We start from the raw sequence: 24,693 nt of genomic DNA, 5'->3' as shown, positions 1-24,693 counted from the left end.
TGCGTTTGGGAGATGACGTTCAGGGGATTCGGGTCCCGCATGGGCCCACCCAACAGCCAACCACTGAGCAACAAAGCCAGATAATTCATCATGATGGTGTTGATCACCTCATGGGCCCCGGTGCGGGCCTTCAGCACGCCCGGGATGGCCCCCCACACGGCCCCTCCCAACATCCCGGCCAGCAAGACCAAGGGGATATGGATCACCGACGGGATATGCTCAACGCCCAACACATCGGGCAGGGCATATCCCACCCACACCCCACAGATGGCGCCGATGGCGAGCTGCCCCTCCGCCCCGATGTTGAAGAGCCCTCCCTTGAAGGCCAGCGCCACCGCCAGCCCGGCGAAGATGTAAGGGGTCGCCGCGACCGCCGTCTCCGTCAACGCCTTTCGGCTGCCAAATGCGCCCTCCGCCATCCCCTCAAACGCCAGCAGGGGATCTCCCCCGGTCAGCCACACCACCAGGGCACCGACCACGATGGCCGTCACCACCGCGAGCACGGGGATCAACAGCGATTGGACCAGGCGTTCCCAGCTGATCCGTCCCTGCCTAGCCTGCATAGCGCCTCCCCATCACCGATCGTTGGCATCCGTTCCCTGCGATGCGAAAAAGGGGAAGAAGGCGCACCCTTCTTCCCCTTCGCGTCCCAACACGACATCCCTTACTGCGGCTTCGCGGGCGGCACGCCGGTCTGGATCGTCCCGTCCTTCAAGCCCTGTTCGATCTCGGCCAGACGATCCCGGACCTCCTGCGGCACCACGTCGTCCAGATTGTGGAACGGTGCCAGGCCGACCTCGCCCTTGAAGTTTCCGCCCTTGAAGGAGCCGCGCACGGCCTGCTTGATCAGCGCCTCCACGCCCGGCGTGATCATCTTCATGGCGCTGGTGATGATCACATCCTGCACCTCGGGCAGGGAGTAGAACTGATCCTGATCGACGCCGATGGCGTAGCACTTCTTCGTCTCGGCGCAGGCGAACAGCGCGCCGTTGCCGGTCTTGCCGCCGGCCCCGAAGATGATGTCCGCGCCCTTGTCGATCATGGACAGCGCCGTGGTCTTGCCCCACTCCGGATCATCGAAGGTCTTGTCGAATCCGACGTCGCTATGGTAGACGACGATGACCTCCACGTCCGGATTCACATACTTGGCGCCTGCGCGATACCCCTCGCCGAAGCGCCAGACGGGCGGCACCAGATCGGTCCCCAGCACGGAGCCGATGACGTTGGTCTTCGTCATCATGCCGGCCAGCGCGCCCGCCAGGAAGCCAGCTTTATCCTCCTCGAAGATGAGCCCGGCGAAATTGTCCGGAACATCCACGCCCATCTGGGCCGCCAGAGCCTCCACATCGATGTCCACGCCGATGAACTTGACGTTCGGGTACTTCAACGCGGCCTCCAGCGCGGCCGGCCCCAGCGCGAAGCCGGAGATCACGATGACATCATACCCGTCCTCGGCGAAGGTGGCGATGTTCTTGGCATAATCCTTGGGATCGACGGAGACGATGTACTTGACCTCGGCATAGTAGCGCTTCTGGGCGTTCAGCAACGCGTTCCACGACGACTCGTTGAAGCTCTTATCGTCGATGCGGCCCACATCAGTGACCAGGCCGAACTTCCACGGGATCGACTGGCCCTTCCAATTCTGCAGCTCGATGCCCAACGCGGCCGCGGCCACGCGCACCGGCTCGAATAGGGAATCATTGCTCTCCGCCAGGCCGTCCCACTCGTAGATCTCATACCCGGCCTGCTTCCCCTCCTCCGTCTCCATCACCGCCAGCAACGCCTGCTTGAACTTCTCCTTGACGTCGGCGGGCATATCCTTGCGCACGGTGATGGTGTCGTTGGGGATGGGATCCGTCTGGGCGATGACCTTCGTCTTCTCCTTGATGTCCGGGAAGGTCTTCTCCAGGCTATTGCGGACATCCACATAGGTGGCCGCGGCGTCCACCTGGCCGTTGTACACCGCCAGGGCGGCCGCGTTGTGGGAGCCGGCGAAGATGGCCTCCGCCAGGTCCTTGGCGGGATCCACGCCATTGGCCTTCAGCAGAGCGGCCGCGTACAGGTACCCCGACGTGGATGCCGGGTCCGTGAACGCGAAGCGCTTCCCCTTTAAATCGGCCACGCTGTTGATGCCGCTGTCCGACCGGACCAGGATCTGGCCGTTATACGTCGCGCTGCCCCGTCGGATGGAGTTCAGGATCACCTCGGCGCCGCACTTATCATGCGCCAGGACGTACGACAGGGTCGCCAGCGCCGCTGCGTCCGCCTTCCCCGCGCAGAGGGCTTCGATCGCGGCCGCGTAGCTGGTGGCCACGGAGGACTTCACGTAGATCCCCTGCTTGGCCAACAGCGCGTCCAACTGCTCCGCCCCGGCCAGGATCTTCTGCGTGTCACCGGACGGCACCCACACCATCTGGATCGGATTCTCTTCGCTGCCCAGAGGCGCCTCGGCGGGCTTCGGCGCTGCCTCCTCCGTCTTCGGCGTCGGCTGCGCCTCCTCAGGAGCCGCCGGAGCCGGTGTTGGCGTGGCGCGGCCGGCACAGGCGGTGATCAGCAGCGAGAAGACGACCAGCACCGTCATGAGCGAGAACAACCGCTTTTGCATCATCCGACCTCCCTTCTTTCGTCAGCGAATCGTCAGGCCCACACGTGGGGCTGCACTACCACGAACTCCCGATCTATGCGCCAGAATCCGGGATAAGATCACGCCAGAGGCACCTCCTTCTACGCTTTGCGGTTCGCTCGTCGTACAATCTACCAGCCACGATATAGAGACGCCTTCGTGGCGATGGAAACTGAGGGAATCCACCTGTCGCCGAGGTGATGGTGATCAGATGGAAATAGAGGGAATAAAGCGGGACAACGTTCAACCGAAGCCCAAAAGCATTATAGCGCATCCAATAGAGCCAGGCAAACGATCCAACGATCGTACACCCGACTCAGAACCACACACGAGGCGGCGTCACCTCCGAATCCCCGCCCCCTGCCGGCGCATCCTCCCCCGCCTGGCCCTCTTCCTCCTGATCCGGATCCTGCGGGATCAACACCTTGCGCCCCCGAGGGCCACCCTCATCGGGGCCGATGATCCCCTCCTCCTCCAGCATATCGATCAGGCGCGCGGCGCGCGAATACCCGATGCGCAGGCGCCGCTGCAGCAGGGAGACCGAGGCCCGGCCGGCCTCGCGCACCACCTCCACCGCCTTGTCATACAGGTCATCGCGCTGGGCCGCCTTGCGCTCCCGCTCGATCATCTCCTCCCACAAGGGGCGCTGCACCACATCCCCCGGCTCCACGGAGGGCGCCGTGGCCAACCCGCGAACCCCGACCAGGCCCGTCTGATCCTCCTCAGGTGTGTTCATCCCCTTCCAGTAGCGGACCAGCCGCTCCAGCTCCCGATCCGACACATACGCGCCCTGCAGGCGCTCCAGTTTCGACGAATCGGGACGCATGAAGAGCATATCGCCGCGGCCCAGCAGACGCTCGGCGCCCGGGGTGTCCAGGATCACCCGGGAATCGACCTGGGAGACGACGGCGAAGGCGATGCGAGCGGGGAAATTCGCCTTGATCAACCCTGTCACGACGTCCACGCTGGGACGCTGCGTGGCGATGATGAGGTGGATGCCGGTCGCTCGCGCCATCTGGGCCAGCCGACAGATGGTCCGCTCCACCTCCTCCGGCGCGGCCATCATCAGATCGGCCAGCTCGTCGATCACCACCAGGATGTACGGGAGGACCGGCTCGCCATGGGCGCGCAGCATCTCATTGTACGCCTCGATGTTCCGCGCCCGGGCTTTGGCGAAGAGCTTGTACCGCCGCTCCATCTCACGGGTGGCCCATTGCAGCGCGCTCACCACCCGCTCGATGTCGACCACCACCGGGGCGATCAGGTGCGGGATGCCGTTGTACCCGGTCAGCTCCACCATCTTGGGGTCGATCATCAGGAAGCGAAGCGTCTCCGGGGTGTGGGTGCACAGCATCGTCACGATGATGGAGTTGATGCAGACGGATTTGCCCGACCCGGTGGCCCCGGCGATGAGCAGGTGGGGCATGGAGGCCAGATCGGCCACCACGGGCTGGCCGGACACGTCACGCCCCAACGCGATCCGAAGCGGCGCCGAGAGCGATTGGAACTCCTCCGACTCCAACAGGCTGCGCAGGGACACCATCGAGGTCTGCACGTTCGGGACCTCGATGCCGACGATCGGGCGGCCCGGCACAGGGGCCTCAATGCGAATGGGGGAGGCGGACAGCGCCAGGGCGAGGTCGTTGGCCAGCGCCTGGATGCGGCTGACCTTGACCTTGACCTGCTTCACGCGGCCATCCTTGGTCTTGCGCTCGATATACCCCGGCTGCACCCCGAACTGGGTCACCGCCGGGCCCTGGTTGGCCTCCACTACCCGCACCGGGACCCCAAAGCTCGCCAGCGTCTCCTCGATGATGCGCGCCCGCTCTCGGATCTCCTCCCGGCTGATCTCCGCCTCGCTCGACTCGTCCAAGACCTCGGAGATCGAGGGAAGGCGCCACTCCTGAGGGCCGGCCGCGTCGCCGATCACACGGCCCTGCAACAGATCCCCAGACGGCGGGCCGCCGCGGCGCGGTGGCCCCGAGCGCGTGGGAGCCACAGCGGAACGCCCCGACGAAGGCGGCTTCGCAGCCATCGCCTCAGACGTTTCCTCCGGCGAGAAGGGCTGGAAACGCTCCCGCAGCCAGGCGCGCATCCGGACATGCCACGGGAGCTTGCCCGAAGGCAACGGCGCCCCCTGGCCGACCCCGGCCCGTCGAGCCTGCCAGGTCTGCCACAGCTGCTCGACGAAGGGCACCACCCAGCGGGCGAACTCCTCCAGCGTGTGATGTGTGGCCCAAATCAGCGCCAGGACCCCCACCACGACCAGGACGGCGGCGCTGGCGACCAGCCCGATGCCGTCCACCAGCATCTGCCCGATCTTCCACCCGATGAGCCCGCCACCCCGCCCCGCCAGGGCCGCCTCACGGCTTGGCTCCCCGGAGAGGACGTAGGCCAGCGACAGGAAGGCGAGGAAGAACACCGCCAGCCCCAACGGCTGCTGCCAGTCTCGCTCGCCCTCCACCGCCCCGACCACCAGCCGGAAGCCCGCCACGCCGAAGATGACGGGGATCAGATACACCCCCACGCCAAAGGCGGAGCGCAGGTTGTGGACCCACCAGCGGGTGATCACCCCCTCATCCGCCCCGGGAAGGCTGATCAGGGTGAGAAGCCCGGCGGCGACCAGAAGGACGCCCCATACCTCCCCGCGCAGGGCCAGCCGGGCCACCGCGCCCCAGGAGATCCCCCGGCGCGTTCGGCGGCCGCGGCCTCGCGTTCTCCGCCTGCTCGCGCTTACAGATCGACGCGAAGTGCCTCGTCTATCCGTCACCGCCCCCTCACCCCACAACTTCGAATCGGAGTCTCAGCATCCTGGAGCGTGTCTGAAAACTTACCGGGAAGGCGCTTGAGGAGTTCCTTCGACCACCAGCTCCACAAGGGGAGGCGTGGAGGGGACCTCCCCTCCACGGAAAACTCGCTCTCCCGGCCCGCACCTGCCCTTCTCAGCCCTTTCCGAAGGATCCAGGCCGAGGCCGGGCAGGTCGAAGGCGGAAGAAGGGTTCTTTCCGGAGGGCCTCCCCATAGCAGAAGCAATAGCCTTTCCCAGACACGCTCTTAGCTCAAATGTTCGCAGTAGACATTTCTATTATAGCACAGAGAGGCGAAAACTCCAACGTCCATGTCCCATGGTCGTGTATCCTCTGGGGGGCCTTGAGGGGCTGCGCCCCTCGAAAGAAACATCCCGGCTTCCGCTGACAACGTCATGGGCTGGGGGAGGGCGAAAAGGCGCACACAGGCACAACACCTTGCCACGCCCCCTGGGGATGGGCCGCCCAGAGGCCAACATGACGAAAATCAGTGCAAGGAAGGGATTTTAGGCTTATCATTCCTGGGGAGATTCTGATCTTTTCGGTTGAGGAGGCCATGCGATGACACGTACCCAGGTGACCATAGACGGCAACGAGGCCGCGGCCTATGTTGCCCATAAGACCAATGAAGTGATCGCCATTTATCCGATTACCCCATCCTCACCCATGGGCGAGCACGCCGACGCCTGGAGCGCCCGTGGCGAGAAGAATATCTGGGGCACGATCCCCCTGGTTGTTGAAATGCAATCCGAGGGCGGCGCCGCCGGCGCGGTCCACGGCGCCCTGCAGGCAGGATCCCTGACCACGACCTTTACCGCCAGCCAGGGCCTGCTGCTGATGATCCCCAACATGTACAAGATCGCGGGCGAGCTGACCAGCACCGTCTTCCACATCGCCGCCCGCTCCGTGGCGACGCACGCCCTTTCCATCTTCTGCGATCACAGCGATGTGATGGCAACCCGCGCGACGGGTTGGGCCATGCTCTTCTCCAACTCCGTGCAAGAGGTGATGGACTTCGCCCTGATCGCCCAGGCCAGCACGCTGGAGGCCCGGGTGCCCTTCCTGCACGTCTTCGACGGCTTCCGTACCTCCCACGAGATCATGAAGGTGGAGAAGCTGACCGAGGACGATATGCGGGCCATGATCGACGACGACCTGGTGCGAGCCCATCGCGAGCGAGCCCTCTCCCCGGATCGCCCGTTCATCCGCGGCACGGCGCAGAACCCGGACGTCTTCTTCCAGGCCCGGGAGACGATCAACCCGTACTATCTGGCCACGCCGGAGATCGTGCAGAAGACCATGGACAAGTTCGCCAACCTGGTGGGGCGACAGTATCACCTCTTCGATTACGTCGGCGCGCCCGACGCCGAGCGGGTGATCGTCCTGATGGGATCCGGGTGCGAGGCGGCCGAGGAGACCGTGAACTACCTGGTCGCCCAGGGCGAGAAGGTCGGCCTCGTCAAAGTACGGCTCTACCGCCCCTTCTCCATCAAGCACTTCCTGGCCGCGCTGCCGCCCACTGTGAAGATCGTCGCGACCCTCGATCGCACCAAGGAGCCCGGGGCGGCCGGTGAGCCCCTCTACCTCGACGTGGTGGCGGCCGCCAACGAGGGCATGGCGGAGGGCATCGCCCCCTTCAAGGAGATGCCCAAGATCATCGGCGGTCGATACGGCCTGTCGTCTAAGGAGTTCACGCCGGCCATGATCAAGGGCGTCTTCGACGAGATGGCGAACGGACAGCCCAAGAAGCACTTCACGGTCGGCATCATCGACGACGTCGCCCACACCAGCCTGGAGTACGATCCCAACTTCGATATCGAGCCGGATGACGTCGTGCGAGCCATGTTCTGGGGCCTGGGCGCCGACGGCACGGTGAGCGCCAACAAGAACTCCATCAAGATCATCGGCGAGGAAACCCCCAACTACGCCCAGGGATACTTCGTATACGACTCCAAGAAATCGGGCGCCCGAACCATCTCCCACCTGCGCTTTGGCCCACGCCCGATTCACAGCACGTACCAGATCCAGAAGGCGAACTTCATCGCCGTGCATCAGTTCGGCTTCCTGGAGAAGTACAAGGTTCTGGAGAACGCCATAGAGGGCGCCACCTTCCTGCTGAACGCGCCCTATCCGCCGGATGAGGTCTGGGACCACCTGCCTCGGGCGGTGCAGGAGCAGATCATCAACAAGAAGCTGAAGTTCTACGTGATCGACGCCTATGACGTCGCCAAGCAGACCGGCATGGGCGTGCGCATCAACACCATCATGCAGACCTGCTTCTTCGCCATCAGCGGCATCATCCCGCAGGACGAGGCCATCGCCAAGATCAAGGAGGCGATCCGCAAGACCTACGGCAAGCGCGGCGAGGAGATCGTGCGCCGGAACTACGCGGCCGTGGACGCGGCCCTGGCCCACCTGCACGAGGTGAAAGTGCCCGAGCGGGCGACCAGCACCATCGAGATGCCGCCGGTGGTGCCGCCGGAGGCGCCGGAGTTCGTGCAGAAGGTGACGGCCAAGATGATCGCCGGCGAAGGCGACCTGCTGCCGGTCAGCTCGATGCCGGTCGACGGCACCTGGCCCAGCGGGACCACCCAATGGGAGAAGCGCAACATCAGCCTGGAGGTGCCGGTCTGGGAGCCGGATCTCTGTATCCAGTGCGGCAAGTGCGTGTTGGTCTGCCCGCACGCGGTGATCCGGGCCAAGGTCTACGACAAGAGCGCGCTGGAGGGCGCCCCGGAGACCTTCAAGTCCACCAAGGCCCGCTGGCGCGAGCTTGCGGATAAAATGTATACCATCCAGGTATCCGTGGAGGACTGCACCGGGTGCCAGCTGTGCGTGGAGGTCTGCCCGGCCAAGGACAAGACCCAGGTGGGCCGCAAGGCCCTCAACATGGCGCCGCAGCTCCCGCTGCGCGAGCAGGAGCGGAAGAACTGGGACTTCTTCCTGAAACTGCCGGACATCCCACATCACGATGGGCTGCGATTCACCAACGTGAAGAACGTGCAACTCCTGCGGCCGCTCTTCGAGTTCTCCGGCGCCTGCGCGGGCTGCGGCGAGACGCCCTATCTCAAGCTCATGAGCCAGCTCTTCGGCGATCGCGCCATCATCGCGAACGCGACCGGCTGCTCCAGCATCTACGGCGGCAACCTGCCCACCACGCCATGGACGTTTAACAACGACGGCCGTGGACCGGCCTGGAGCAACTCGCTCTTCGAGGATAACGCCGAATTCGGGCTCGGCATGCGCCTGACCATCGACAAGCAGACGGAATACGCCCGGGAGCTGGTGGATCGGATGCGTGACGTCATCGGCCCCGAGCTGGCCGACGCGATCCTCACCGCCGATCAGTCCGATGAGGCCGGCATCGACGCGCAGCGCCAGCGCGTTGCCGAGCTGAAGGCCAAGCTGCAGGGTATGGACACCCCGGACGCCAAAAACCTGCTGGCCGTGGCCGACTTCCTGGTCAAGAAGAGCGTGTGGATCGTGGGTGGCGACGGATGGGCTTACGACATCGGATACGGCGGCCTGGATCACGTGCTGGCCAGCGGGCGGAACGTCAACGTGCTGGTGTTGGACACGGAGGTCTACTCCAACACCGGCGGCCAGGCCTCCAAGGCCACGCCGCTGGCCGCGGTGGCCAAGTTCGCCGCGGGCGGAAAGGGGACGCCGAAGAAGGACCTGGGCATGATGGCCATGACCTACGGCAACGTCTACGTCGCCCAGGTCGCCATGGGCGCCAACGACGCGCACACCGTCCGAGCCTTCCTGGAGGCCGAATCCTACGATGGGCCCTCGTTGATCATCGCCTACAGCCACTGCATCGCGCATGGCATCGACATGGCCAAGGGGCTGGATCAGCAGAAGCTGGCGGTGGAGACCGGCTACTGGCTGTTGTACCGGTACGATCCCAGACGGAAGGCCGAGGGCAAGAACCCGCTCCAGCTGGACTCCCGGGCCCCCAAGCGGCCGCTGAAGGATTACATCTACAACGAGGCCCGGTATCGGATGCTGGTCCGAAGCAATCCGGAGGTGGCGGAGCAGCTGCTCCAGAAGGCCCAGGAGGCCGTCGAGGAACACTGGCATAAATACGAACAGCTCTCGAAGCTGGGTTAAGAGGAAAGACGACGATCATTGCGCGGGGTCTCCGGCCCCGCGCAATTGTTTCCTGAGACCACCAGGGGAGGACACCATGGATCTGAAGACAACCTATATGGGGCTGAGCCTCAAGAACCCGATCGTGCCGTCGGGATCTCCCCTATCCGCCAGCCTGGACAACATCCGCAGGATGGAGGACGCGGGGGCGGCCGCCGTGGTGATGTACTCCCTCTTTGAGGAGCAGATCACCCTGGAAAGCCGAGAGCTGGATCATCATCTGAGCCACGGGACGGATACCTTCGCGGAGGCATTGAGCTACTTCCCGGACCTGGAGACGTACAAGGTGGGTCCCGAGGGGTATCTGGAGCAGATTCAGCAGGCCAAGCAGGCGGTGGACATCCCCATCATCGGCAGCCTGAACGGCGTCTCCTCGGGCGGATGGATCAAGTACGCCCAGAAGATCGAGGAGGCAGGAGCGGACGCCCTGGAGCTGAACATCTACTACCTCCCCACGGATCCGGCGATGACGGGGGCCGAGGTGGAGGAGATGTACCTGGAGGTCCTCCGCGATGTGAAGCAGCACGTCTCCATCCCGGTGGCCATCAAGCTCAGCCCGTTCTTCAGCGCCACCGCCAACATGGCGCATCGCCTGGCGGAGTCGGGCGCCGACGCGCTGGTGCTCTTCAATCGCTTCTATCAGCCGGACCTCGACCTGGAGAATCTGGAGGTCGTGCCCCACCTGGTGCTGAGCACCTCGGATGAGCTTCGCCTCCCCTTACGCTGGGTGGCGATCCTCTACGGGCGAGTGCCGGTGGACCTCGCCATCACCGGCGGCGTCCACACCCATGAGGACGTACTGAAGTGCATGATGGCCGGGGCCAAGGTCGCCATGATGGCCTCTGAGCTGCTGGAGAAGGGCATCGGGCGTATCAGCGAGATCCTGGACGACATGACCCGCTGGATGGAGGAACACGAGTACGAGTCCATCGCCCAGATGCAAGGCAGCATGAGCCAGAAGAACGTGGCTGAGCCGGCCGCCTTCGAGCGAGCCAATTACATGAAGGTCCTGCAATCCTGGGACTCGTGATCCCCGCCTCCCAACCGTTTCACCAGATCGCAAAGGCCAGCCGGAAGAACGTACCGGCTGGCCTTTCCTCACAGGAGGAGAAAGACACACGATCCTGCAAGTTCCCACGTTGACAAGGGTCCTTTCCCTGGATTAGAATGCGCCATCCCTTCTTTCACTTCGGGAGGAGTGCTGATGAGTAAACGCTACACGGACCTCAACCCATCGCCCAGGCTGTTGTTGGGGCCTGGCCCCAGCATGGTACACCCCCGTGTCCTCGGAGCCATGGCCATGCCCTCCATCGGCCACCTGGACCCTGACTTCCTCGCCATCATGGACGAGGTACAGGAGCTGCTCCGCACGGTCTTCGAGACCACCAACCAGCTCACGATCCCCATATCGGGCACGGGAAGCGCCGGCATGGAAGCCGCCCTCTGCAACTTCATCGAGGAGGGCGATCCTATCCTGATCTGCGTGAACGGCTACTTCGGCGAGCGCATGATCGACATGGCGACGCGCTATGGGGCCGACGTGCATCGCATCGACGCGCCCTGGGGGGAGATCTTCCGCGCGGAGCAGATCCAGGAGGCGTTGCAGGCCCATCCGGCCAAGCTGGTCGCCATCGTCCACGCCGAGACATCCACCGGCGCGCTCCAGCCCCTGGAGGAGATCGCCGAGGTGGTGCATCGGCATGGCGCGCTGCTCCTGGTCGACGCGGTCACATCCCTGGGCGGGATCTCGGTCGGCGTCGACCGGGTCGGCATCGACATCTGCTACAGCGGCACCCAGAAGTGTCTGAGCTGTCCTCCGGGACTGGCTCCGCTGACGGTTAGCCCTCGCGCGGAGGAGGTGCTTCGCGCCCGCAAGAGCCAGGTGAAAAACTGGTACCTGGACCTGACCATGGTCCAGAAGTATTGGGGGGCCGAGCGCTCTTACCACCACACGGCTCCCATCAACATGAACTACGCGCTGCGCGAGGCGTTGCGCCTGGTGGTGGAAGAGGGGCTTCAGGCACGATTCGAACGTCACGCCCGCAACGCCCAAATGCTGTGGGACGGCCTGGCGGAGCTGGGGCTGACGCTCCATGTCCCCGCCGATCACCGCCTGCCCACCCTGACCACCGTGCGCGTGCCCGACGGCGTGGACGAGGCGGCTGTGCGTCGCCGGCTCCTGAACGAGTACAACATCGAGATCGCAGGCGGCCTGGGAGCGCTGAAGGGCAAGATCTGGCGCATCGGCCTGATGGGCTACTCCAGCCGACCTGAAAACGTGATCACCCTGCTGGGCGCGCTGAAACGGATTCTCTGATACACGTGTCCGGCCCAACACCTTCCGTAACAAAGGAGCCCCCATGACGGACCAAGTCCGAGTCGGCTTCGTCGGTTGTGGCGGCATCGCCGGGGCCCATCTCACCGGCCTGGCGCGCATGGAGGACGTCCAGCTGGCCGCCTTTTGCGACATATCCGAGGAGACGGCCCAACAGCGCGCCGCTGAATACGGCGGACGGGCGTTCACCCATCCCCGGGCGATGCTCGATTCGGTGGAGTTGGACGCGCTCTACCTGTGCCTGCCCCCCTTTGCCCACGGCGAGGCGGAGTTCGCCGCCCTGGAACGCGGCATTCCCTTCCTGGTGGAGAAGCCGGTGGGGCTGGATCTGGACCTGATGCAGGAGATCGCGAACCGGGTGGAGGAGGCGGGCCTGCTCGCCAGCGCGGGATATATGACCCGATACCGCTACGGGGTGCAGAAGGCTCGCGAGATCCTGAGCCAGGACCCGCTCATCGTCGGCCACGGAGGGTGGATGGGAGCCCCTCCCACGGGCGCGGTTCCCATTCATCACTGGTGGGTGGTGAAGGGCAAAAGCGGCGGGCAGTTTCACGAGCAGGTGACCCACACGGTGGACCTGGTTCGCTATCTGGCGGGCGAGGTGACGGAGGTGTTCGCCTACGCCGCCCGGGGGTTCAACCGGACCTCCCTGGCCGCCCTCCCTCAGTACGACATCGAGGACGCCATGGTGGTGAACCTGAAACTGGCCAGCGGCGCGGTCGTCACCCTATACACCACCTGCTCGGCCAAGGCGCGGGGAGGCGGCGTAAGCCTCAGCCTGTTTGCCCACGAGCACACCATCCTGTTCACCGGGTGGGAGCACACCGGCCGCTTCCTCGCCGCGGACAGCCGGGAGATCATCGAGATCCCGGGCGAGTCGGACATCTTCGCCATCGAAGATCGGGCGTTCATCGACGCGGTGAAATACGATGATCCCGGCCGCATACGCAGCACCTACGCTGACGGCGTGCGCACGGCGGCCGTCACGCTGGCCGCCAATCGCAGCCTGGAGACCGGGCAGCCGGTCTCGTTGTAGCACCCTATCCGATCACCACAAAAGCGAGAGGGACACCCCATCGGTGTCCCTCTCCTCTTATCCCTGACAGAGCCCGCCGGCTAGCTGTTGGGGATGACCAGCTTCTGCCCCGGATAGATCCAGTGGAGGTTCTGCAGACCGTTCGCCTTGGCGATCGCGTAGGGGGTGACGCCATACCGCACGGCGATGGCATACAGCGTGTCCCCGCGACGCACCACGTAGACGGTCTCCTCAGGGGTCTGATCCTGGGGCGGTGCTGTCGGTGAAGGTGTCGGAGATGCCGGTATCACCACCGGAGGGGTGGGCAAGGGCATCGTCGGGATGATGAGCTTCTGGCCCACATAGATGAGGTTGGGGTTGCTCAGGTTGTTCGCCTGGGCGATCGCCTGCACCGTCGTCCCGTAGCGAGCGGCGATGCTGGACAGGACGTCGCCCGGCTGAACCACGTACACGATGGGCTCGCTCGCCGGGTCCGCCGTCTGGGCATCCTGGGCCCAGCAGCGACGCAAGGTGACCGCGTCGATGTTGACGTCGACCTCCCGTCCTGGCGTCGGCCACTTCTTCCACACCCGGATGAAGAGGGTGACCTTCGGGCTGGGCGCCACAAAGGTGGTCTTGTAGGTGGAGAAGTCGCCCGGGGCCGTACGGGCATAAACGGTCTCCCACGGCAGATCCTGCCAGTTGGTCACCCGGGTCCAATCCAGATCGCTCCACGGCAGGTATCCCCACTGCACCCGATAGCGATAGGGATCCTCGTCCGGATGCAGCTCCTCCTCACGTATCATGCCCGCGATGGATAGCTCGTACTGGACGCCGGGCTCCAGGCCGCTGACGACCTGGTAGATGCCCGCGTAGCGATCCGAGTCGCTGGCGGCCATCCCCTTTGTGCTGATCGCGATCAGCTGGGAATGCTCGCCCTCGTACACCGTCGGGGCCCATTGGTCGTCGTGGAAGCCATACGAGGCCTGTCCATCGTTATGGAACCATCCCCAGTAATACCCCACACCCCAGCCGTAGAATCCCTGCTCAAAGCCACCGTTACGCAGGAGGTTGGGGCCGGTGCACACCAGGGCCGGCGGTGGCGTCGGGGCGGGCTGCGGCGTCGACGTCGGCGGAGCTGCCATGGCCACAGGTACCGGGCCGGTGAGGCTGATGGCATCCAGGTTGACGTTCAGCTCCCGGTACCAGTCCCCCCACTTCTTCCACACCCGGACGAAGACCGTGAGCTTGGATCCTTGAGCGACGACATTGGTCTCGTACTGGCTGAAGTCGCCCGGGGCCGTGCGGGGATAGTAGGTGTCCCACGGCAGCTCGATCCAGTTGGTCACCGCGGTCCAATCGCTGCCGCCGGTGTGATCGAAGCCGACCTGAACGCGGTAACGCCAGGGATCGCTATCCTGATCATCCGCTCGGATCATGCCGCGTATGGAGAAATGATAAGTCTCCCCGGGAACCACGCTCACCGTCTGGTAGATGCCGGCGTAGCGATCGGGATCTCCGCCGACCTTCTTCGTATCGATCCCGATGAGCTGAGAGTGCTCGCCGTCATAGACGACTGGATCCCACTGGTCGTCGTAGAACCCGTAATGGGCGGTGCCGCCGTTTTGGAAGCATCCCCAGTTCACGCCGACCATCCCGCAGCCGTCCTGGTAGACGAAGCCCTCCTCAAAGCTCCCGTTCTTGAGCAGCTCCACAGGCGTGCTCGCCCGAGGCATGGAGCTGGCCAGACCTCCCCCCAACATCAATACGATGATAAGGGCAGAGATGATCGCTTGTGTGTACCTGCGTCTCATCATGAAATCTCCTCCTGGGCAGACCATGAGTGCGAGGCGGTAGGTGGCCAGCAGGGGAGCCACCGCCACCACTGTTCACCGGCGGACTCACGACTTCCACGCGCATCCGGCTGGGAGGCGCGTGAACACCCCCCAGCCGGGACAGTCAGTGGTGCGGTACGCATACACTATAGCACACTTTTTTAGATTGTGCAATACTGAAACCGGACGAGTGAATGACGCCCGGCGGACCAAACGGCGAAAATGGAGGGGAAAAGCCCCCGCCGACGGGTTAGAAGATCCCACCCACGCTCAGGCGGGTCCAATCCGTGTTGAAGATTACGCCGCAGGAGAGCATGATGAAGAGGATCAGCAGCAAGAGGCCACACCCACAGCCGGTGCAGGAACAGCCACGACCAAACCCATAGCGACTCTGCAACCAGTCGAAGGCCGCCGTCAGCAGAAAGAGCTCGAATAAGCCTCCCAAACACCCACGATCTTCGTCCATGAGACCTCCTAACGTTTCCTGCGCCGGCGGCTACGAACAGCCGAGGTGCCCACCCGCAAACCGCTCCACCGACACTCAGGGTTCTTACAAAGGTATCGCTTCACAGGCACAAAGAGGGCAATGATCCGGTCCGTCTGGTGACGATGGATGCGGTGCAGCCCGCTGCCGCAGACCGGGCAGACCGGGCGGGCCAGCCGCGGGCTGTGCATGACCCGCCAGCGGAGCCGCCACAGCATGGCCCCCGTCGCGATGACGATCAGCCCCATGCCGATGGCGTCAGAGATCGTGGTGCTGGTGATAGCTGCAATGATGAGCTGACTGGTGCGCGAGACCCCACCCAGGATCACCTGCACGACCGTCACCAGCCCATGCCGCAGCGCCGCCCGGATGTTCATGCGCTCGACCAGCAGGAAGATGCCGAGCAATACGGCGATCAACCAGAGGATCTCAAAGCGATATTCCCGCCAGAAGGAGGGTTGACGCTCACCGGATGAACGTGAATCGGCCATGAACCACCCTCACCACTCCATCGGGATATGGGACCTCCTCCCCCAATCCCTCACAGATCGCGTCTCCTGTGATCGCCGACGGGCGATCACGGAGAAATGCATCAGACAAAAGAAAAGCCCCCTCTGAAGAAGGAGCTCTCCCTCATAAAGAGATCATTTGCACTTTGTGGATCCAGGCCATCCCACGCGGCGAACCGTCGGCGACCCCTCGCCATCGAAAGGCGCCCGCCCAACCCACATCCACGACTTTCCCGTCGGGCGATCGGCCCTGCGAGCCCAGCCCGGGCTTGATCCGAGACGACGGTTTTTCCGGGGGAGACCACATCAACAATATGTCGATCAAAATACGGCCGCCACCAGGGCTGCCGAGTGGGTCGCCCAGCTGATGAAAGGCTGAGCGAAGATGCCGATCAGGAACGTCATCACCACGCAAATCCACAGGGTTGCCTGGATCGTCGGCACCAGCGTGATCGGCTCCGACTGGTCCTCCGACGCCGGCACGAAGAACATATAACGCACCACGTTTAAGTAGTAGAAGGCGGCGATGGCGCTATTGACGATGGCCACGATGGCCAGGGAGAGGAATCCCGCCCGAATCGCCGCGCCGAAGACGAAGAACTTGCCCAGGAATCCCCCCGTGGGCGGGATGCCCGCCAGGGACAACAGGAAGGCCAGCAACATCCCGGCCAACAGCGGCGACCGCCGGATCAGGCCGGCATACCCGGGGAGGTCAACGGCGCCGGTCGCGTTCTCCACGGCGATGACGACGACGAAGGCCCCGATGTTGGTGAACAGATAGGCGAAGAGGTAGATGAGCAGCCCGTTCAGCCCGTTGAAGGTGGGGCCCTGCGACAACGCGACCAATCCGATCAGGATGTACCCCGCCTGGGCGATGCTGGAATAGGCCAACAGCCGCTTGATGTTGCTCTGCTGGATGGCCACCAGGTTCCCAAAGGTCATGGTCACGATGGAGAGGGCGGCCAGGACGGGCACCCACTCCCGCTGCTGGAACATAGGCAGGCCGACCAGCAACACCCGGGTCATGATGGCGAACCCGGTGGCCTTGGAAGCCGTGGACAGGAACGCCGTCACCGGCGTCGGCGCGCCCTCGTACGCGTCGGGGGCCCACTGGTGGAAGGGAACCAGGCTGGCCTTGAAGGCAAACCCGACCACCAGCAGCACAACGGCCGGGAACCCCAGCAAGGCCATATCCCCCGACGAGCCGCTGCGGAAGACCTGCGCGATCCCCGCCAGGTCGGTCGTGCCCGTCGCCCCGTAGAGGAGCGACATCCCGTACAGCATCACAGCCGAAGCCGCCGCCCCGTACAGGAAGTATTTCAGCGCGGCCTCCGTCGAGCGAAGATCCCGCTTGAAGTACCCCGTCAGGATATAGGAGGTGATGCTCAGGAACTCCACGCCCAGGTACAGGAGGATCAGATCGCTCGCGCTGACGGTCACGCTGATGGCCAGCCCCGCCATGATGAGCAGCGCGTAGAACTCCCCGACGTAAGGGGTACGCCCCGGCAGGTAATCCAGGGCACTGAGCAGGACCAGCGCCACCCCCATGATGGCGATCACCTTGAAGAACAGCGCTAACGCGTCCACGGTCATCATGGAGGCCACGCGCGCATCGGGGTTCCCCGGCATCAGGGCGAGCGTGGCGATCAACGCCACCAGCAGGCCGCCGATCGCCACCACTGGCAACCACTGACGCCGACGCTCTGGCTCGCGGCGCCAAACCAGATCCAGAGCAAAGACCAGCGCGGCCACCAACAGCAGGATCAATTCGGGCGACAGATAGCGGAGGGTTTCGACAGTGGTCAAAGCACGTCCTCCAATCATGAATCTATCAGGCTCTGCGGCTCCAACCCTACAGCGCCTTCATCAACGCCGTCGTCACCCCATTGAAGAAGTTCAGGATAGGCGTGGGATAGACGCCGAACAGGATCATGAAGAACACCAGAGGCCACAGGGTCGCCTTCTCAAACCCCAGCATATCCGTGGGCTCATGTACCTCGCTGCCGTCGGCCAGGTTCGTCCAATGGGTGATCTTCTGCGGATCATACTGGCCTAGGAAGACGCTCTGGATGATCCGCCACAGGATGTACGCCGCCGTGATGACGATGCCGATCACACCGATGGCCGCCCACACCCGGACGATATCGAAGGCGCCCCGGAACACGAAGAACTCGCTCCAGAAGCCGGCCAGTCCGGGCAGCCCCAGCGAGGCGAGCCCCGTGACCATCATGATCCCGTAGAAGTAGGGCACCTTGGCGCTCAGCCCTCCGAATTGATTCAACTCCCGGGTGTGAGCCCGCTCGTAGATCACGCCCACCAGGAAGAAGAGGCCCCCTGTGATGATGCCATGGTTGAACATCTGCAACGCGGCGCCGTTCAACGCCATGGCCGCGCTGTCCATGATGCCCGGGCGCGTCATGCCGATGGCGAAGGCGGCCGCGCCCACCCCCAGCATCACATACCCCATGTGGCTCACGGAGGAATAGGCGATCAGTCGCTTCAGGTCCGTCTGCGCCATGCAGACGAACGCCCCATAAACGATGGAGATCACCCCCAGGGCCACCATCAGCGGGGCCCAGGTCTTGGACGCCTCGGGGAAGACGGGCAGGTTGATCCGGATCAAGCCGTAGGCGCCCAGCTTCAGCAAAACGCCCGCCAGGATCACGGACCCGGCCGTGGGCGCCGCCGTGTGGGCATCGGGCAACCAGGTGTGGAACGGCCAGGCCGGCATCTTGATGGCGAAGGCCAGGAAGAATCCCCAGAACGCCAGGCTGGCCAGGGTCAGGTTGTCGGAGAAGGGCCGCAGCTCGGCCGCCCGCACGATATCGAACGTGCCCGTGTCGAAGTAGATCCCCAGGATGGCCAGCAGCATCGCCACCGACCCCACCAACGTGTAGAGGAAGAACTTGATCGCGGAATACTGAGGCCGATCCTTCTCCTGCCCCCAAATGCCGATCAGGAAGTACATGGGCACCAGGCCGATCTCCCAGAACACGTAGAAGAGGACGAAGTCCAGGGAGACGAACACGCCCATCATGCCCATCTCCAGCATGAGGAAGAGCATGAAGAACTCACGCACGCGGCGCTTGATCACGCGCGAGGAGTAATACAACCCCAACGTGGTGAGCAGGGCGGTCAGGAACACCAATGGCACGCTGAGGCCATCGACGCCCATGTGATAGTTGACCCCCAACGCCGGGATCCAGGCGGCCATCTCCTCGAACTGGTAGCCTCCCACGGCCTTGTCATAGGCGGCCCAAAGATAGATGGCCAGAATCAGGGGGATCAAGCTGACGACGATGGCCAGCTTGCGAATGAAGTCCTCCTCCTGATCCTTGCTCCACCCCTTCCACTGGCTCCAGGGAAGCAGGCAAAGGATCGAGCCCAATAAGGGCACAAACGTGATCAGCGACAGGATCGGAAAGCTCATCGAATCGTCCTCCTAGGCCGAGAGGTTCCGAGCGATGCTAGAAGCCGGGCATCGTGTAGAGCGCCAACAGCACCAATACCGTGATCAACAGAATAACCAGATAATTCTGCACACGCCCCGTCTGAACGAGGCGGAGGAACGCCCCCAGCGCGCTGGTGACCGTCCCCACGCCGTTCACCAGCCCATCGATGATGGGCTCATCCACCAGCCGTCGCAGGCTGGTAGCGAGCCAGCGCCCAAAGCGCCCCACCAGGTTCACGAACGGATCGATCGCCCACTTCTGGTCCAGGTTCAACAGCACACCGGACAGCCAGATGGCGAAGCGCACCACCGTAGCGGCATACAGCTCATCGAAGTAGTACTTGTTCTGCAGCACCACATACAGGCGGCCCAGCGGCTCCTCCAGCGGGTCCGGGGTCTCCGGGCTGGTGGCCGGCCGGTTCCCGTAGACCATCCACGCCAGGGCCAGCCCGCCCAGCGCCGCCAGGATGGAGATGCTCACCGGGGCGATGTTGAACGGCAGAGCGGTCGCCTCAATGTGCAACGCCTCCGCCAGGCTCCCGATGAAGTGATGGAAGGGGTTCCCCAGGATACCGCCCAGCCCCGGGAAGCTCTCCGGGATGCCGATCCACCCCCCGGCGATGGCGAAGAACGCCAACACGATCAGGGGATACGTCATGGATCGCGTGCTCTCATGCGCATGCCGGGCGGCGGCCGTTCGCGGCGATCCGAAGAAGACCAGGAAGAACTGGCGCCCTGTGTAGAAGGCGGTCAGCAACGCCGCCAGCGCCAGCGTCCAGAACACCAGCGAGTGGCCATTGGCCCAGGCGTCGGACAGGATCTCGTCCTTGGACCAGAAGCCGGCCGTCACCAGCGGGAAGCCGGATAGCGCCAACCCGCCCGCGATGAAGGTCAACGCCGTGATGGGCATCTTCCCGAAGAGGCCGCCCATGTTGCGCATATCATTCGGATCGAAGTCGTGCTCGTCATGCCCGCCGGGCTCGTGCTCCGCGGCCGCATGGTGCCCATGCTCCATCGCGTGGATCACCGACCCGGAACCCAGGAACAGCAGCGCCTTGAAGAAGGCGTGCGTCAGCAGGTGGAACACGGCAGCGACATAGGCGCCGATGCCCAGCGCGGCGAACATGTAGCCGAGCTGGGAGATGGTGGAATAGGCCAGCACCCGCTTGATATCGTTCTGGGCTACGGCGATGCTGGCAGCGAACAGCGCGGTGAAGGCCCCAATGAAGGCGACGAAGGAGAGCGCCGGCCCATGCTCCACCGCCTGCACCAGCGGAAACATGCGGATCATCAGGTACACGCCGGCCGAGACCATGGTGGCGGCGTGGATCAAGGCGGAGACCGGCGTCGGGCCCTCCATGGCGTCCGGAAGCCAGACGTGGAGCGGGAACTGGGCGCTTTTGCCAATGGCGCCGAAGAAGATCAGGATGGCCAGCACCGTCGCCCAGGGGGTGGGGCCGAACAGGGGGACGTTCACCGTAGTGGACGCCAGCCGCTCCAGGTTCTCCGGGGCGAAGATGTCGGCGAAGGCCAGGGAGCCGGACTGGGCGAACAGCAGCACCATACCCGCCAACATGATGGTATCGCCGACGCGAGTGGTAATGAACGCCTTCAGCCCGGCCTTGTAGGCGGACGTCTTCTCAAACCAGAACCCGATGAGCAAATACGAGCAGAGGCCCATGACCTCCCAGAAGATGAAGAGCATGAGCAGGTTCTCCGCCACCACCAGTCCCAGCATGCCGAAGGCGAAGAGGGAGATGTAGGCGAAGAACCGGGAGTAGCGCGGATCCAGCCCGTCAACGTTCAGGCTCCGCGGGAGGTGGCCGGGGAAGGTCATGTACCCCACCGAATAAATGAAGATCATGAGACACACGAAGGGGACCATGAACAGCATCGCGGCCGTCAACGGATCAACGGCCACCCCCATCGTCATGGACACCGACGCGGCGGGCAGCCAATCGACTGCCAGGCGGATGGGATGCTCGCCGAAGTGCGGGATGGCCACGCTGGCCAGGAACACCCACCACCCCAACAGCCACGAGAGCGCGACGCCCAGGATGGCGACCCGAGAGCTGAGCCGCTTGTTGGGATTCGTGATCAGGACGATGATGAGAAATGCCAACAAGGGTGGGAGTGGAATGAGCCACGTCAGATTAAAAGGGATTTCGCTCATCGGCTACCTCGTTCGCAAGGACGCTCCACCGGATCGGCGAGGAGGTCGCCTATCCATCCCCCTCGCCTGGTCACCCACTAGCTGCTTCACTCGCTCGCTGACTCGCTCACTATCCCTTGAGCGTATCCAGCTCCTCCACGTTCACCGTGCGACGCGTGCGATATATGGCGATGATCAACGCCAGGCCCACCGCGGCCTCCGCGGCCGCAACCGCGATCACGATGATCGCGAACACCTGGCCCGTCACCTGCGCGGGCGTGACATAGCGCCAAAACGACAGCAGGTTCAGGTTCACCGCATTCAACATCAACTCAACGCCCATGAGCACGACGATGGCATTCCGTCGGGACAGGACGCCGTAGACGCCAATGGAAAACAGGGCCGCTGCTACGATCAGATACCAGGAAAGAGGGATCATGGCTCGACCTCAACGCGTGTTCGTATTACGTGTTGCGTGGCTCCCCTTACTCCTTCTCACGTGCGATGATGATGGCACCGATCAGCGCCACGACCAGGAGCACGGAGGCCACCTCAAAGGGGATCACCGCAGATCCCACAAAAGCCTGGCCCAGTCGGACGAGCACATCGCCACCCGGCTCGGCGAGGTCCACCGGCCAGGTCACCTGGCTCCCGACAAAGGCCAACATGATGAAAAGCACCAGCGCCCCCACCACCACGATAGGCCATTGCTCGTTCAAGGAGCGCTCGGTGTCGCGCATCCCCCCTCGGCTCAACATGATGGCGAACACGATCAGGGTGGCGATGGCCCCCACATAGACCAGGATCTGGACAACGGCCAGGAACTCCGCCTCCAAGAGGATATACAGGCCAGCCACCCCAACGAACGAGGCGACCAGGAACAGGGCGCTGTGGAAGACATTTCGCGATATGACCACCATCAGCGCCGTTCCCAGCGTGGCCGCGCTGAGTAAGATGAAGACCACCTGTAGTAGCATGACTCCTCCAGCCCCGACCGACTAAGCCGCCACGGGCTGCCGACGCTCGGCACGCAGCCGCAGCGCGCGCCCGATCCACCCCAGTCCGGCCAACAGCAAGGCGACATTGAAGACGAGCAAGAGCAACGACTGCACCAGCGTAGGCACCGGGATCTTGATGAGGAAGGCCACCAGGAGCAGGTTCGCCAGCGCCCCGGGGACCAGGATCTTCCAGGCCAAAGCCATGAGCTGATCGATCCGCACCCGCGGGAAGGTGCCGCGGAACCAGGTGAACAGCGTGTACACCACGCCCACCTTGATGGCGAAGTAGACCACCCCGAGCACGGGGGCGCTGCCGACGAAGGGCCCTCGCCATCCCCCCAGGAACAGGGTGGCGGCCACGGCGGACAGCGTGAACGTGTTCATGAACTCAGCCAGATAGAACCAGGCGAACTTCATGCCGCTGTATTCAATGTGGAACCCCGCCACCAGCTCCGACTCCGCCTCCAACAGGTCGAAGGGGGAGCGGCCGGTCTCCGCCACCGCGCTGACCAGGTAGATGAGGAAGGCGGTGGGCATCAGGAAGATGAACCATCGCCCACCGGCTTGAGCCTCCACCAGTCCCTGCATGGAGAGGGTTCCCCCCAGCATGACGACGCTGAGGATGGCCAAAACCATGGGGATCTCATAGCTGAGCAGCTGCGCCACCACGCGGAAGCCCCCCAACAACGCGTACTTGTTGTTGGAACTCCACCCGGCCATCAGGACCGCCATGCTACTGAAGGAGCCCAGGGCGATCACGTACAAGATGCCGACGTCCAGATCCTCGCCGATGAGCCCAGGGCCAAACGGGATCACCGCCAGCAGCATGATCGCGGCGAACACGGAGAGGATGGGGGCCAGATTGTACACCCAACGATCAGCGTTGAAAGGGGTGATGTCCTCCTTGATGAGCAGCTTCATGGCGTCGGCGACGTTCTGCAGCAGCCCGGCCGGCCCCGCCCGGTTCGGCCCCAGCCGATCCTGCATCCGGGCGATCGCCTTGCGCTCGAACCAGATCACGAACAGGACGATCAACAGCCCCACGGTGAGCAGAAGCAGCGCCACCAACACGTCGTTGACCAACGCCACCGCCCACCCCGGCAGGAAACCGCTCAACCAGTTGATGACGGCCATCCCGATATTGCGAAACAGATCAGCGATGAAGTTCATGCTGCTTCACCCCGCTCCTCACATGCATCACTGCCATTCCAGCGCGCCTTTGGCCCAGGCATAGAAAAGGCCGCCCACCAGAATGAGGATAAACAGAGCGGCCTCCACCAACGCGTACAAGCCTAGTTGATTGTAGGCGACAGCCCAGGGGAAAAGGAACACGGCCTCCACGTCGAAGATCACGAAGATCAGAGCAAAGAGGTAATACTGGGCCTTGAACCGTACCCAGGTATCCCCTACCGTCTCCAGTCCGCACTCATAGATATCGTTCTTGATCGGGTTGGGCTTCTTGGGGCGCACAAGCCAGGCGAACGCCAGAGCGACGACGGCGAAGCCGAACGCGATGATCGCGAGGATGGCGATGAAGGCGTAACTACGAAGCACCGGTCGCCTCCTGTGGGGTATGAGCAGTTTGTCCGAACGTCTTAGCTACGATCCTGCAAAACACTCGCCGGGGTCCGTCCACGATTTGAGCCGCTACGATTCACGTAAGCGCTGCACACAGGATCTCAACGCGCACATCGTTTAGGGGAAAACTCTCAGGGGGGCACCAAGACCTGATGTTGGGCCGTCCCTTGGCAACGTGATTCACAAAACTGGAGTCGATTTTAGCACAGGATTCAGGGCAGCGCAAAATGAACATGACACAAGGAGGGTATCTGACACAGCACAACTCCGTAAAATAGTCACTGAGAAGAAGTCCTGCCGCCCCCGCTGCAGGGAAGCGCGGAGGAGCCTCCCTTTCACCCTTTCCTTTGACCCACCGGGCCTCGGCCCAGGTTTCTGCGGAAAAGACAGAGGAAAGTAAGTGCAAACTGAAAAAGAAAGGACTCTGTAGCTAGCCCCCCTTCAAGCCCTCCCTATGGAGAGCTTAGCTGTGGGATGCTCCCCAACATCTTACCGGTGAATTTTCAGACACGCTCTGGGGCACATTACGAACCCTGAAGTGCCCTCCCTTCGCGCGACATCACCGCCTCGCCATTCAACAGTGCGAGACGCCCTCAATCATCAAGCCCATATGCAATGGGACCCAAGTGTCGAAAAACTCTTGACACGTACGCATTCGTATGCTATATTGAAATACGAGACCGCATACGATTGCACCAATACGATTGCACTCCCAAACATAGATAGGGGGATTGCTTGGCTAGGAAGAAAACTT

At 63.5% G+C, this 24,693-nt stretch carries 17 protein-coding genes; 4 read left to right on the top strand and 13 right to left on the bottom strand.

Annotated features, from left to right (window positions below; translation table 11 throughout):
* The 3 genes from GXP39_18285 to GXP39_18275 form a co-directional block, all read right to left on the bottom strand.
* Positions 1–563: ABC transporter permease (locus GXP39_18285; protein NOZ29983.1), on the bottom strand; the 563-nt coding region annotated here is incomplete at its 3' end.
* A gap of 101 nt (positions 564–664) precedes the next feature.
* Entirely contained in the window at positions 665–2,608 is a 1,944-nt protein-coding gene (gene phnD / locus GXP39_18280) for a phosphate/phosphite/phosphonate ABC transporter substrate-binding protein (GenBank protein NOZ29982.1), read from the bottom strand.
* Between the two features lie 331 nt (positions 2,609–2,939).
* Positions 2,940–5,393, bottom strand: a complete 2,454-nt coding sequence (locus tag GXP39_18275; protein NOZ29981.1) for a DNA translocase FtsK — start codon at positions 5,391–5,393, stop codon at positions 2,940–2,942.
* A 598-nt stretch (positions 5,394–5,991) separates the two neighbouring features.
* Here GXP39_18275 and nifJ point away from each other — a divergent pair.
* The 4 genes from nifJ to GXP39_18255 all read left to right on the top strand — a co-directional run bounded on the left by nifJ (position 5,992) and on the right by GXP39_18255 (position 12,953).
* A complete protein-coding gene (gene nifJ, locus GXP39_18270) occupies positions 5,992–9,543 on the top strand; it encodes a pyruvate:ferredoxin (flavodoxin) oxidoreductase (GenBank protein ID NOZ29980.1) in 3,552 nt (1,183 codons plus the stop codon).
* Positions 9,544–9,619: 76 nt separating this feature from the next.
* Entirely contained in the window at positions 9,620–10,612 is a 993-nt protein-coding gene (locus GXP39_18265) for a dihydroorotate dehydrogenase-like protein (protein NOZ29979.1), read from the top strand.
* 174 nt (positions 10,613–10,786) lie between these two features.
* Complete coding sequence (locus GXP39_18260) at positions 10,787–11,899, top strand: alanine--glyoxylate aminotransferase family protein (GenBank protein NOZ29978.1); 1,113 nt, start codon at positions 10,787–10,789, stop codon at positions 11,897–11,899.
* A 43-nt stretch (positions 11,900–11,942) separates the two neighbouring features.
* Positions 11,943–12,953: a Gfo/Idh/MocA family oxidoreductase gene (locus GXP39_18255; GenBank protein NOZ29977.1), complete on the top strand. Its 1,011-nt coding sequence runs from the start codon at positions 11,943–11,945 to the stop codon at positions 12,951–12,953.
* Positions 12,954–13,033: 80 nt separating this feature from the next.
* Here GXP39_18255 and GXP39_18250 read toward each other — a convergent pair whose 3' ends face one another.
* From GXP39_18250 to GXP39_18205, 10 genes are all read right to left on the bottom strand, one after another.
* Complete coding sequence (locus tag GXP39_18250; GenBank protein NOZ29976.1) at positions 13,034–14,749, bottom strand: LysM peptidoglycan-binding domain-containing protein; 1,716 nt, start codon at positions 14,747–14,749, stop codon at positions 13,034–13,036.
* 268 nt (positions 14,750–15,017) lie between these two features.
* Positions 15,018–15,233, bottom strand: a complete 216-nt coding sequence (locus GXP39_18245; GenBank protein ID NOZ29975.1) for a hypothetical protein — start codon at positions 15,231–15,233, stop codon at positions 15,018–15,020.
* Positions 15,234–15,241: 8 nt separating this feature from the next.
* Positions 15,242–15,742, bottom strand: a complete 501-nt coding sequence (locus GXP39_18240; GenBank protein NOZ29974.1) for a hypothetical protein — start codon at positions 15,740–15,742, stop codon at positions 15,242–15,244.
* Between the two features lie 339 nt (positions 15,743–16,081).
* Positions 16,082–17,566, bottom strand: coding sequence for an NADH-quinone oxidoreductase subunit N (locus GXP39_18235; GenBank protein ID NOZ29973.1), 1,485 nt, complete (start codon positions 17,564–17,566; stop codon positions 16,082–16,084).
* A 46-nt stretch (positions 17,567–17,612) separates the two neighbouring features.
* Positions 17,613–19,190 carry an NADH-quinone oxidoreductase subunit M gene (locus tag GXP39_18230; protein ID NOZ29972.1) on the bottom strand — a complete coding sequence of 526 codons (1,578 nt, stop codon included), beginning with the start codon at positions 19,188–19,190 and terminating at the stop codon, positions 17,613–17,615.
* Positions 19,191–19,227: 37 nt separating this feature from the next.
* Positions 19,228–21,384 carry an NADH-quinone oxidoreductase subunit L gene (nuoL, locus tag GXP39_18225; protein NOZ29971.1) on the bottom strand — a complete coding sequence of 719 codons (2,157 nt, stop codon included), beginning with the start codon at positions 21,382–21,384 and terminating at the stop codon, positions 19,228–19,230.
* A gap of 109 nt (positions 21,385–21,493) precedes the next feature.
* Positions 21,494–21,802 (bottom strand): NADH-quinone oxidoreductase subunit NuoK, encoded by a 309-nt coding sequence (gene nuoK, locus GXP39_18220; GenBank protein NOZ29970.1) that lies wholly within the window; start codon positions 21,800–21,802, stop codon positions 21,494–21,496.
* A 46-nt stretch (positions 21,803–21,848) separates the two neighbouring features.
* Entirely contained in the window at positions 21,849–22,340 is a 492-nt protein-coding gene (locus GXP39_18215; GenBank protein ID NOZ29969.1) for an NADH-quinone oxidoreductase subunit J, read from the bottom strand.
* Positions 22,341–22,361: 21 nt separating this feature from the next.
* Positions 22,362–23,531, bottom strand: coding sequence for an NADH-quinone oxidoreductase subunit NuoH (gene nuoH, locus GXP39_18210; protein NOZ29968.1), 1,170 nt, complete (start codon positions 23,529–23,531; stop codon positions 22,362–22,364).
* Between the two features lie 27 nt (positions 23,532–23,558).
* Positions 23,559–23,915: an NADH-quinone oxidoreductase subunit A gene (locus GXP39_18205; GenBank protein ID NOZ29967.1), complete on the bottom strand. Its 357-nt coding sequence runs from the start codon at positions 23,913–23,915 to the stop codon at positions 23,559–23,561.
* Positions 23,916–24,693 lie beyond the last annotated feature (778 nt).

It is taken from the genome of Chloroflexota bacterium (assembly GCA_013152435.1).
Lineage (GTDB): Bacteria > Chloroflexota > Anaerolineae > DUEN01 > DUEN01 > DUEN01.
The sequence above is the reverse complement of the archived record's forward strand: the minus strand, read 5'-3'. Positions and strand labels throughout refer to the sequence as shown.

Excerpts from the sequence above, each read along its gene's own strand:
- phnD (NOZ29982.1), bottom strand. The coding sequence starts at position 2,608 with ATGATGCAAAAGCGGTTGTTCTCGCTCATGACGGTGCTGGTCGTCTTC.
- nifJ (NOZ29980.1), top strand. The coding sequence starts at position 5,992 with ATGACACGTACCCAGGTGACCATAGACGGCAACGAGGCCGCGGCCTAT.
- GXP39_18265 (NOZ29979.1), top strand. The coding sequence starts at position 9,620 with ATGGATCTGAAGACAACCTATATGGGGCTGAGCCTCAAGAACCCGATC.
- GXP39_18260 (NOZ29978.1), top strand. The coding sequence starts at position 10,787 with ATGAGTAAACGCTACACGGACCTCAACCCATCGCCCAGGCTGTTGTTG.
- GXP39_18255 (NOZ29977.1), top strand. The coding sequence starts at position 11,943 with ATGACGGACCAAGTCCGAGTCGGCTTCGTCGGTTGTGGCGGCATCGCC.
- GXP39_18250 (NOZ29976.1), bottom strand. The coding sequence starts at position 14,749 with ATGATGAGACGCAGGTACACACAAGCGATCATCTCTGCCCTTATCATC.
- GXP39_18245 (NOZ29975.1), bottom strand. The coding sequence starts at position 15,233 with ATGGACGAAGATCGTGGGTGTTTGGGAGGCTTATTCGAGCTCTTTCTG.
- GXP39_18240 (NOZ29974.1), bottom strand. The coding sequence starts at position 15,742 with ATGGCCGATTCACGTTCATCCGGTGAGCGTCAACCCTCCTTCTGGCGG.
- GXP39_18230 (NOZ29972.1), bottom strand. The coding sequence starts at position 19,190 with ATGAGCTTTCCGATCCTGTCGCTGATCACGTTTGTGCCCTTATTGGGC.
- nuoL (NOZ29971.1), bottom strand. The coding sequence starts at position 21,384 with ATGAGCGAAATCCCTTTTAATCTGACGTGGCTCATTCCACTCCCACCC.
- nuoK (NOZ29970.1), bottom strand. The coding sequence starts at position 21,802 with ATGATCCCTCTTTCCTGGTATCTGATCGTAGCAGCGGCCCTGTTTTCC.
- GXP39_18215 (NOZ29969.1), bottom strand. The coding sequence starts at position 22,340 with ATGCTACTACAGGTGGTCTTCATCTTACTCAGCGCGGCCACGCTGGGA.
- nuoH (NOZ29968.1), bottom strand. The coding sequence starts at position 23,531 with ATGAACTTCATCGCTGATCTGTTTCGCAATATCGGGATGGCCGTCATC.